We start from the raw sequence: 9,705 nt of genomic DNA on the forward strand, positions 1-9,705 counted from the left end.
TGGACCGAACGGGGGACGGCGTTCTTTCAGACAGGCGGGAAAAAGGGCAACCGGAAAGGAACCGGAAACGATCAGAGCGGAGCTTCTGGCGCTTGAAAGACGGATCAGGAAGCAGGCGGCCCTGATCCATCGCCATCAGGCACGAAAGGCACGCACCGACATGCGCGACTGGGCGAAGGCGCGACGGGAACGGACCCATCATCTGATCGAACTGGGCGGTCTGGTTCAGAAGGCGGGACTGGTTGATCTGACCGATGATGACCGCGCCACCCTGCTCGGGGCGTTCCTGGACATTGCGGCACAGCTTCAGGGTGGCAATGATACCACTCCGGTTGATCTGAAAACGCGCTGGAGGCGCGCTGGGCTTCATGCCTTCGACAGGGACCAGGAACATGACAGGACAACAGACGGAAACGACCATGACTGACTACGAAACACAATCATCTGAAACAGACACGCTGCGGGAACTGACGACCCGGATTGTCACGGCCTATGTCAGCAGCAATACGGTTCCGGCGGATACTCTGCCCGGCCTCATCGCCAAGGTGTTTCAGGCACTCGGCAGTCTGGAACAGACGACAACCGAAACACCGAATCTGGTACCGGCCGTGCCTGTGAAGAAATCGGTCTTTCCAGATTACATTGTCTGCCTGGAAGACGGAAAAAAACTGAAGATGCTCAAGCGTCATCTCCAGTCCGCCTATAGCATGACGCCAAAACAGTATCGGGAGAAATGGGGCCTGCCTGCAAGCTACCCGATGGTAGCACCCACCTATGCAGCCCGACGCTCTGCCCTGGCACAGAAAATCGGACTGGGACGGGTAGCCAGGACCGCACCTGATGTTATAGCCCCCACTGCTGAAGATCAGGTGCCGGTCACGCATGTACCGGAGAAAAAACGTGGCCGCAGGCCAAAACTGGCCTGAAAATCCAGACGGAAACAGAACGCGGGAACGATCCCTCATTCCCGTGCTGAAGATTACCAGTAATATTCGTGAGGCCGCCGGGTTCCGGTATACGGAAAGACCGCCTCGACAGGATCGAGGTCGCCCTTGATGATCAGGCGGGCAACATGCCTGTCATGATGACGGCCAGGACGGATATCGTGCAGATGACTGTACCAGTTGGGCTGACTACACGAAAGTGCGTGTTGCGTACGCTTGGGGTGAACACCTATGGAACGCTCTCGCAGAGTCCCTACTGTGAAAGACGTGCTTATGCCGAAATCGGTAGCGTTCGACATCCTGTGGCGGGGCGAGCGCCGGATGCGTCACTGGGGTGTAGATATTGGCACTGTTTCGTAAGAGATACATGCCACAAATTATAATGCGTTGTGCCTCGTCTATATGGGGGATGTCAGCATGTGAAATAGTCATGGGTGTCACGTTGAACCCCAGATGCGAACAGGGGATCGGCGTTTTGAAAATCAGGCCTATCGGGCGTCAGGTTTAAACCTGCTGGTGGCAGCGGTTATCCTATGGAATACGCGCTATCTTCAGTCTTCCATCGTAACGCTCGGCATTTCCGATGACCTGGCGCGGCATATTGCACCCCTCGGTTGGGAGCATATCTCTCTGACAGGGGACTATCGCTGGAATGTCGATGAACAACCCGACGTCGACGCGTTACGACCGCTTCGGGTGCCTGCATCCCTGCTTGTCGCTTGAACCCCAATGCTGGCGGTTCTGTAGGTGTTCACCCTAAGCGTACGTAAAATACACTTTCGTGTCGTGACCCCTTAATCTGTCTATACACATGACGCAGTCCGCTGGACTGCATAACGCATTGAAAACAAAAGACTTTGTCCGATCTATACAGTTTGTGCGTCTGACGCGCGTCGGGCATTTCATTGATTTTTTGGCAGTTTCCTGCGATAATGCGTCCGACAAAATGATATCCATTGGACTGGAACCGTCATGCGCGAACGCAAATATACGGTGAGATTCACCGAAAACGAAGCTGAATGGCTTCAGGAGGTTGCTCTTGATGGCAACGTGTCTGGCTATATTCGGGACGCTGTTTTGAGACAGTCCAAAAGTGACCGCAAACTGGTCAATATGCATGAAAGACTGGTGGACATTGATTATGAGGTGAGACGGGTCACAGACCTGCTGCATGACATGAACCAGAAGGTTGCTGGTAAACCCACGGTACCGGAAACAACCGAACCACAGGAGCCAGATGGCATCCCGGACGAACTCATGGCTATGGTGCTGGAAATCCTGCTTCTGACGCGTGCGAATTCAACCCGTCAGGATATCCGCATGGCACAGGGATCGGTTGAATACGCCGGATTGCCTGTGTGGGAAGGCAAGAAGCGCACATAAATGTCACGAATATGGGCGTGTCCCGGTCTGCCTCAGAGAGTGAGTTCTGGGTCAAAACAGCGCGGTGTCAGAGGCATGGTGAGGGGTCTACGAATGGAACGAGCCCCCTGTGATCTCACATGAGCGCTCCGCACTTGCTGACATGCCTTGCGAAGCTACGCTAACAGCGTATATAAAGGAGCATGACAGGGCCTGAGATTGAGTTTGAATGGGACGATGCAAAAAGCGATGCCTGCTTTGAAGAGAGGGGGTTCGATTTCGAATATGCAGCCCAGATTTTTCTGGGGCCTGTTCTTCAGAAACCGGACGACCGTAAGGACTATGGAGAACCCCGTATCCGGGCCGCAGGCTTGATTGAGGGTATTCCGTTTATGGTCGTTTATACGGTGCGCGGGACGTGTCTGCGCATCATCTCGGCCCGGAAGATGCACCGGAAGGAGTGGATCAAATGGCAAAACTGACATTGGCAGACATCAAACGGCGTGGCGGTCGGGTCAATCGGGCACGCGTTCAGGCGACGACGGCCGCAGAGATTGACCAGCAGGCCCGCGAAGATGGGACACAAAGCGATCTGCCGGGGCCAGCCTATCCGTCTCCTGCGACGGTGCGCCGCCAGTTGAAGCTGACCCAGACAGACATTGCCACTCTGGCCGGTGTGCCGGTGGCGACATGGCGGAACTGGGAGCAGGGCCGTGTGAGCCTTGACCCGGCGGTGCGGACGCTTCTGCGTGTCTTATGGCGTGAACCCGATGCGGTGCGCCGAGCGATGGTAGCCTGATCGAACCACAGAGAAGCGGGATCAGGAGCAATGAGGTGCACCTCCCGCAAAAGGCCCCTTCTTGCTAGACTGCCTTCAGATACGCATAAAGCGTTTCCCGGCTTATTCCGAATTCACGGGCAATCTGGGCTTTTGGCTCATGGGCAGAAACGCGGGCCTTTAGTTCCGTGATCTGATCCGGTGACAGGGATTTCTTGCGTCCGGGTAGCTTTCCCTTGGCTCTGGCAGCCTGTTGCCCTTCGCGCTGGCGTTCCTTGATTAAGGACCGCTCAAATTGAGCGAAAGACCCCATCACTTGCAGGATCATCGTCTGCATGGGCGAGGTGTTCCCCTCGAACGTCAGGGCTTCTTTGATAAACCGAACACCTACGCCACGGGCTGTGAGTGTCTCCACAAGATGCAATAGGTCTTGAAGGTCACGAGCAAGCCGGTCGATGCTGTGACAGATGATGGTGTCACCTTCCCTTACATAACGCAGCATCTCGATGAGGGCTGGTCTGTTCCGCGTGCCGCCGGAGCATTTGTCCGTGAAGGTCTTATCCACCTTCACCCCATCGAACCTCTGCCGGTCCGTGTTCTGGTCAACACTTGATACCCGAACATAGGCGATGATCTGACCGGCCATGATGAACGCTCCCTTATGTGTCAGAAAACACCTAAGGAATACGCTGACAATATGTCAATAAATTCGTTTTTTGTGTTTTCCTGACACTCGAAAAGCTCGGTTCTCAGCCAAGGCCGGAAGTGTCCAGAAAAGTATGCTCGCCTGACAGTCGGCTTAACACCCATTCACCCGAAAACTTGAAAGGGTGAAACACTGACCAGCTTATAAGGTGTTCACCCCCTCGGCTTACGTCTGGTTTTCCAGCGGGTGAGCGGTTCCTGCCCGTTGTCCTTTAAGATCACATCCAGCCCATCCATGACTAACGCTTGAATGGTAGTATCATGCTCAACGGCAAGCTGTTTCAGTCGCTTGTGGTCATGCGGCAAGAGATAGACCGTCATATTCACCGCTTTGTCTTTGACATAAGCCCCTGGTTTATCCTGTGGCGGCTGTGTAAGCGCTTGCTCATGGAAGGCTGCTACTTTCTGACCACTGGCGGGCTTGGCCTCTATATCGTCCAGATCAAGGCCAATGGAACCAAGGGAAGGCCGCTTGCTCATGCGTGGTAATCTCCTAACAGGGCCATGAGGTTATCATAAACGGTGGCAATTTCTTCTCTGACAGTCTTGTCAGTCTCGAACCCAGATTGCCCCGCACCGGCTGCCCGATAGTAACCCACGCGAATGACGGTGCGACCTATGACCGGCGCTCTGGCGGAAAGTAATTCGGTCGCCTCCACTGCATCAGGGCTGCGCTTGCTGGTGATCTGACTAATCACAAACGCCATAGGCACAACACCGCGCAGCTGACGAATGACCGGCCCCACCGCGTCCAGATCGTCCGGCGTTGGTTTGGTAGGTATCACGGCCATATCTGCTTTGCTGGCAATCTTCCGCAAGGCGTCATGCGTGCTTGGCGGCGTGTCTATTAAGACCAGATCAAACTTACCCCGTAGCTTCTCCATCATATCAGATAGCTTTTCGGGTGATAACTGGATTAGCTTAGGCCCTACGTCTGGGTTAGCTGCTGTCCTACGGTTCCACCAATTCGTTAGACTACCCTGTGCATCAAGGTCGATGATAGCAACCGATTGCCCTGCATCTAGTGCCGCCGCAGCCAGTTCGCGGGTGAGTGTTGTCGCACCTGAACCGCCTTTCAGCTTTGAGATGACCACAATCTTTCCCGTTTTCATGGTTTCGCCTTTTCGGGTGAATGGGTGTTCATGTGTTCAATATCCTGTTGAGCCGGTAGGCGAATAAAGCAGGCGTGATGTCGCGTTACGGCCTGCCGTGACGTTACATTACCTGTCCTGCCCACAACTAACATGATATTCTTACGCCATAAAAAGAGACATACACCTGCAAATTTAGCGCAAACCTTTCGACAATCTCCGACATATGTGCTGCGAACCTTGCAGCAACCTTGAACGAACTTTCGATACATCTGTTCGGGCTAAGTAAGGCCGAGTTTATACCCGTGCGGTCTCACATGCTCCCTATTCCTGAGCCATACGGTGCTGGTTTTTGGTGTGTTGGAAGAAGTGAGACTAGGTGCTGCCCCGATATCCTATACTTTCACACCATCGTATCAGGTCATTATGTGACATTCCGGCTGCTGAAACTGGCTCTGCATTAAATAAATTACTCTGAATATGAGGTTCGCTGTCATTTTGGCACTTAGAAAGAAACGCCTGTTTCCTGCGGCTAAGGGCTTCACGTAGCTGTTGCGTATAATGTACGGCGGCGGCTCTGGCTTGCTCCAATGGCTTGATGATCAGACGATAACGATTAACGCCGTTACAGACGCGCCCTGACACCCTCTGACGTTGCCGCGTCCGTGTGACTATGCCCAGCCGGTAAGCGGCCTCTAAGGCCCGTATAACGGTTCTAACAGAGCAACCAGATCGGGATGCGATGCTTTCGTGCGACGGAAAGAGACCACGATATCCCTGAAAGCTGGCGAGCGCCTGAAGGACAAGATGCGTCTTTGCCGTGATGGTGCGGCTCTGTGTGAGTGTCCAGAGAGTAGAAGCGAAAGAGGTCACAACCAAAAAGCCTTTCAAAAAGGCGAGGCATCCTCTCTCCTGCTGATCTAAGGCTTGAAACCGGCTTCGGTTATCCTTACAATATCAGCATTGGACGCAATAGGTGTTCCACCACCTCTTGCATCAAGTCCACCTCGCCGCGCTATAGCGAGTTTTTGAAGCCCTTGGAGTTAGTAGCTCCAAGGGCTTCGTCGTTTCAGGCATTATGTATCTGCGAAGATGAGTCTGGCAAGAGCATCACACGCCAACAAGCACACGCTCCACCGCCTGTGGTTCTTTATCGATAAGCATCAGCAACGTGCGGGCAGCCTTTTCTGGTGTCCGGCGCTTCTGCTCCCAGTCACGCACAGCAGCGGCACTAAAACCATATCGCTCGGCAAAACGCACCTGGCTAAGCCCCGTTCGCTTCCGAATATCAGCAACATTGATTTCAGGAGGCGTCCAGATACGACCGGGCTTCACAGTTCCTTCGGCAATACCTACGGCCTGCTCCATGGAGGTAAGTAGTTCATCGGCAATGTTCATTTGCTCTGCCATGTTAAGTTCCTCCTTGATCTGATTTCTTTATGCGTTCAGCCATAGAAGCCATGGCTTTCTTCTGGTCTGGCGTAAGATCGTCCTGTTCATTCTTGCCGTAGATCAACAAGGCATAAATAGGAATCCGGTCACTCGCGACATACCAGATGACCCGAACACCGCCCCTCTTACCTCGACCTGACCCTGCAAATCTTAGCTTTCTAACGCCACCAGTTCCGGGGATAACGTCACCTTGGCGTGGGTTCTCAGCAAGCAGCCGAATGAGTTCTGCCCGTTCTTCACGGCTCAAAAGAGCATCTGCCCTCTTGGTAAAGATCGGGGTTTCTATAACTGAATGCATAACTCTTTATGCGGCATTGCCGTATTTTTAGCAAGAGATGATAATGAAAGCGTCTCCAGCGGGACAACTTCATAGCCCGCATGTTGTCACATCTGAAATCTCCCGGAAAAACCACCATGTAGCCCTTGATACACCGTGGCTCCGGTCTGTCCCAATCTGACTATAGTCTAATTAGGACAGACTGTGACATATCCAGTCGTGAACATGCCTAAATTTTTCCGCCAACACCCTTAAATTTGTCAACGAACGCAGAGATGCGTTGGAATACATCTCGTTTTTTGGTCAGGTATCGTGGATTAAGCGGGCTCATTTTGGGAAGGATCGAGTTCAACTCTGTGCCGTTTTCGCTCGCATATTCGCGCTTGATCGACGTCGCAATGTAGCGCTTGGCGGCCTCCGCGTTTAATTTTTCATCGGTTATCAGTTCTTCCGCTTCCCGGCGTTGTTCGGCTTGTGCGAAAGCAAAAAACGCCTCAATCACCCCCGCCTTGTCCCCCAGTTCATCTAGGTTTGTCTGATTGATGAAATCGACGATGAGGCTTTCTTTCGCGCGGTTACCAATACTGGCGCGAATGACACGACGAACTTCATCAACAAGTTCTGACTTGCTCTTCGTTTTTTTGTTGTACTCGAAAATTAGCTCAAGAATATAATCCAGATTTATTTCCTGGGACTTCAAAAGGTCGACCTCAAAGACGACATCATCCCAGTCGATCGTTGACTCACCCTGCTCGGCGCTAGCCTTTTCACGGCGAAGCCAATCCCGAATATCATTGTAGGTCGAACGGTAATCCTGGACCTTTCGGTCAGAAGGCATCTCGATGCTCTTGAGCTCGTCAACGTCACCATCATTCAGATGATGCCGCTCCTTGAACGCGCCCATCGCTTCGGGGTCACTCTCGTCGATCTCCTGAAACTCTCTCAGGGTAGAGAACTCATCATAATTCTGAAGGATATTCTCAACACGGAGATACTCGCCGAACAGCTTTGCAAAGGCCTTTTTGTCCGCTTCCTTTTCGATGGCAGTGGGATCGGGGAAACGCTCTTTCAACTCACGGACGACATCGATAAAGCCTCGCCGCGCCTCGCCTGTCGTCTGGTCCGTAAAACCTTCCATGTATTCTGAATAGCTCTTTTCCAGAACGACGTTCTTGGTATTGGCGTTGCCAAAGAGTGTGATTGCCTTGACGGTCGCCTCTTCCAGGTCGCGGAAGGTAACAATATTGCCGAAGGACTTGGTCGCATCATAAATGCGGTTGGTACGGGAGTAGGCCTGTATAAGGCCGTGAAAACGTAGATTCTTGTCGACGAACAGCGTGTTCAGGGTTGGCGCGTCGAAGCCAGTCAGGAACATGCCAACCACAATGAGCAGGTCGACTTCCTTGGACTTCACCCGTTTCGCCAGATCCCGGTAATAATTCTGGAAGCCTTTGCTATCGACGCTGAAATTTGTTCGGAAACAGGCGTTGTAGTCCGCAATGGCGGCGTTCAGGAATTCCTTGGCGCTGCTGTTCAGCGCCGAAACCTCAAAACTCTCGTCAGGAATGTCGCCAATCGCATCCTGTTCTTCGTTGGCAGCGAATGAAAAGATGGTCGCGATCTTCAACGGCTTGTCGCTACCGTCCTGAAGTGCATTCAGCTTTTCATAATAGAGCTTGGCTGCATCAACGCTGCTCACCGCGAACATGGCGTTGAAGCCTTTATTGTCTCCATAGAGACGATGCGTCTTGCGGCGGAAGTTATCGAGAATGTACTGGGAGATCTCGGCGATTCGTTTGGGATGCTGAAGAGCTTGCCGGTTTTCAGCGGCGGTCAGCTTACTTTCATCCTGTTCGGTTTCGATCGCTTTGAACTGTGGGCGCACATCATTGTAGTCGACCTTGAACTTCAGAACCTTCTCGTCGCGGATCGCGTCGGTGATCACATAGGAATGAAGTTCGCTCCCGAATACGCTGGCCGTCGTCTCCGCACCCGAAGCATTTTCTGGAAAGATCGGCGTGCCGGTGAAGCCAAACTGACAGAACTGTTTGAACTTCCGCTTGAGGTTCTTCTGTGCCTCACCAAACTGGCTACGATGGCATTCGTCGAAAATGAAGACGACGCGCTGGGTATAGACCGGCAGGCCGCCCTCGCTCTTCATCAGATTGTTAAGCTTCTGGATAGTCGTGACGATGATCTTGTTGTCATCCTTGGAGAGGTTCTGCTTCAATCCGGCGGTGCTGTCCGATCCATTGACGCTATCCGGGGAGAAACGCTGATACTCCTTCATCGTCTGGTAATCGAGGTCCTTGCGGTCGACCACGAAAAAGACCTTGTCGATGAAGTCGAGCTGCGTGGCGAGGCGGGCCGCCTTGAAGCTGGTCAGCGTTTTGCCGGAGCCCGTAGTGTGCCAGATATATCCCCCGCTTTCAGGCTTACCAAGCGTCTTGCCTTCGAACGAGCTTCTGATCTTTCGTAAAATTCGTTCAGTCGCCGCGATCTGATAGGGACGCATCACCAGCAGCGTGTCGCTGACGTCGAAAACGGAATAGTTCAGCAACACGTTCAACAACGTGCGCTTCTCAAAGAAGGTCGCCGTAAAATCCTTCAGGTCCCGGATCAGGCTGTTATCAGCCTGCGCCCAGTTCATCGTGAAGTCAAAGCTGTTCTTGTCGCGTTTGGTCGTGTTGGCGAAGTAGCGCGTGTCCGTGCCGTTCGAGATTACAAAGATCTGGAGATACTTAAAGAGCGAATTGTCCGAGTTGAAGCTCTCTTTGCTGTAGCGGTGGATCTGGTTGAACGCTTCCCGAATGGCGACACCGCGCTTTTTCAGCTCGACTTGCACCAGCGGCAGCCCGTTTACCAGAATGGTCACATCGTAGCGGTTCGCATGAGTGCCCGCTTGCTCGAACTGCTTGATGACCTGAACCTTGTTGCGACAAATATTGGCCTTATCAACCAGATAGATATTTTGGATACGACCATGGCTTTGTTGCGCAAATAGTAGCGAGGGATTCACGGGGTGAATCCATTCTGGTAGCTAGGTGAGATGAGCAAGCCGCAGCCGACGCGATACCGCACGACGAACTGGTCCTC

The 9,705-nt window shown here is 52.9% G+C and carries 12 protein-coding genes and 2 pseudogenes; 7 read left to right on the top strand and 7 right to left on the bottom strand.

Annotated features, from left to right (window positions below; translation table 11 throughout):
- The 7 genes and pseudogenes from GOB86_RS16200 to GOB86_RS13715 all read left to right on the top strand — a co-directional run.
- Positions 1-96: pseudogene (locus GOB86_RS16200) on the top strand (conjugal transfer protein TraD); the annotation flags it as partial.
- Between the two features lie 64 nt (positions 97-160).
- Positions 161-427 carry a conjugal transfer protein TraD gene (locus tag GOB86_RS13690; protein ID WP_165993134.1) on the top strand — a complete coding sequence of 89 codons (267 nt, stop codon included), beginning with the start codon at positions 161-163 and terminating at the stop codon, positions 425-427.
- The gene (locus tag GOB86_RS13695; protein ID WP_165993136.1) at positions 420-926 is read left to right on the top strand and encodes a MucR family transcriptional regulator; all 507 of its coding nucleotides are present in this window, start codon (positions 420-422) and stop codon (positions 924-926) included. The genes GOB86_RS13690 and GOB86_RS13695 overlap by 8 nt, the downstream gene beginning before the upstream one ends.
- A 483-nt stretch (positions 927-1,409) precedes the next feature.
- Positions 1,410-1,667 (top strand): annotated as a pseudogene (locus tag GOB86_RS13700) (Tn3 family transposase); the annotation flags it as partial.
- Positions 1,668-1,916: 249 nt separating this feature from the next.
- Complete coding sequence (locus tag GOB86_RS13705) at positions 1,917-2,327, top strand: hypothetical protein (protein WP_165993138.1); 411 nt, start codon at positions 1,917-1,919, stop codon at positions 2,325-2,327.
- A 182-nt stretch (positions 2,328-2,509) separates the two neighbouring features.
- Positions 2,510-2,788 carry a BrnT family toxin gene (locus GOB86_RS13710; protein ID WP_041247997.1) on the top strand — a complete coding sequence of 93 codons (279 nt, stop codon included), beginning with the start codon at positions 2,510-2,512 and terminating at the stop codon, positions 2,786-2,788.
- Positions 2,776-3,105: a helix-turn-helix domain-containing protein gene (locus tag GOB86_RS13715; RefSeq protein ID WP_062247725.1), complete on the top strand. Its 330-nt coding sequence runs from the start codon at positions 2,776-2,778 to the stop codon at positions 3,103-3,105. The genes GOB86_RS13710 and GOB86_RS13715 overlap by 13 nt, the downstream gene beginning before the upstream one ends.
- A gap of 64 nt (positions 3,106-3,169) precedes the next feature.
- On the opposite strand, the gene GOB86_RS13720 is transcribed toward GOB86_RS13715, so the two are convergent.
- The 7 genes from GOB86_RS13720 to GOB86_RS16560 all read right to left on the bottom strand — a co-directional run bounded on the left by GOB86_RS13720 (position 3,170) and on the right by GOB86_RS16560 (position 9,628).
- A complete protein-coding gene (locus tag GOB86_RS13720) occupies positions 3,170-3,730 on the bottom strand; it encodes a recombinase family protein (RefSeq protein WP_165993140.1) in 561 nt (186 codons plus the stop codon).
- A 212-nt stretch (positions 3,731-3,942) separates the two neighbouring features.
- On the bottom strand, positions 3,943-4,269 hold the full coding sequence (locus GOB86_RS13725; protein ID WP_019089445.1) for a ribbon-helix-helix domain-containing protein: 327 nt from the start codon (positions 4,267-4,269) through the stop codon (positions 3,943-3,945).
- The gene (locus tag GOB86_RS13730) at positions 4,266-4,901 is read right to left on the bottom strand and encodes a ParA family protein (RefSeq protein WP_165993142.1); all 636 of its coding nucleotides are present in this window, start codon (positions 4,899-4,901) and stop codon (positions 4,266-4,268) included. The genes GOB86_RS13725 and GOB86_RS13730 overlap by 4 nt, the downstream gene beginning before the upstream one ends.
- A gap of 354 nt (positions 4,902-5,255) precedes the next feature.
- Entirely contained in the window at positions 5,256-5,753 is a 498-nt protein-coding gene (locus tag GOB86_RS13735) for a helix-turn-helix domain-containing protein (RefSeq protein WP_165993143.1), read from the bottom strand.
- Between the two features lie 237 nt (positions 5,754-5,990).
- Entirely contained in the window at positions 5,991-6,290 is a 300-nt protein-coding gene (locus GOB86_RS13740; protein WP_165993145.1) for a helix-turn-helix domain-containing protein, read from the bottom strand.
- A 1-nt stretch (position 6,291) separates the two neighbouring features.
- Positions 6,292-6,630 carry a type II toxin-antitoxin system RelE/ParE family toxin gene (locus tag GOB86_RS13745; RefSeq protein WP_165993147.1) on the bottom strand — a complete coding sequence of 113 codons (339 nt, stop codon included), beginning with the start codon at positions 6,628-6,630 and terminating at the stop codon, positions 6,292-6,294.
- 208 nt (positions 6,631-6,838) lie between these two features.
- Positions 6,839-9,628 (bottom strand): type I restriction endonuclease subunit R, EcoR124 family, encoded by a 2,790-nt coding sequence (locus GOB86_RS16560; protein ID WP_198912049.1) that lies wholly within the window; start codon positions 9,626-9,628, stop codon positions 6,839-6,841.
- Between the last annotated feature and the right edge of the window lie 77 nt (positions 9,629-9,705).

It is taken from the genome of Acetobacter lambici, from assembly GCF_011516885.1.
In the GTDB taxonomy this organism is placed as follows: Bacteria; Pseudomonadota; Alphaproteobacteria; order Acetobacterales; family Acetobacteraceae; genus Acetobacter; species Acetobacter lambici.

Coding starts and splice junctions, on each gene's coding strand:
- GOB86_RS13705 (WP_165993138.1), top strand. CDS start 1,917: ATGCGCGAACGCAAATATACGGTGAGATTCACCGAAAACGAAGCTGAA.
- GOB86_RS13730 (WP_165993142.1), bottom strand. CDS start 4,901: ATGAAAACGGGAAAGATTGTGGTCATCTCAAAGCTGAAAGGCGGTTCA.
- GOB86_RS13695 (WP_165993136.1), top strand. CDS start 420: ATGACTGACTACGAAACACAATCATCTGAAACAGACACGCTGCGGGAA.
- GOB86_RS13725 (WP_019089445.1), bottom strand. CDS start 4,269: ATGAGCAAGCGGCCTTCCCTTGGTTCCATTGGCCTTGATCTGGACGAT.
- GOB86_RS13745 (WP_165993147.1), bottom strand. CDS start 6,630: ATGCATTCAGTTATAGAAACCCCGATCTTTACCAAGAGGGCAGATGCT.
- GOB86_RS13690 (WP_165993134.1), top strand. CDS start 161: ATGCGCGACTGGGCGAAGGCGCGACGGGAACGGACCCATCATCTGATC.
- GOB86_RS13710 (WP_041247997.1), top strand. CDS start 2,510: ATGACAGGGCCTGAGATTGAGTTTGAATGGGACGATGCAAAAAGCGAT.
- GOB86_RS13715 (WP_062247725.1), top strand. CDS start 2,776: ATGGCAAAACTGACATTGGCAGACATCAAACGGCGTGGCGGTCGGGTC.
- GOB86_RS13720 (WP_165993140.1), bottom strand. CDS start 3,730: ATGGCCGGTCAGATCATCGCCTATGTTCGGGTATCAAGTGTTGACCAG.
- GOB86_RS13740 (WP_165993145.1), bottom strand. CDS start 6,290: ATGGCAGAGCAAATGAACATTGCCGATGAACTACTTACCTCCATGGAG.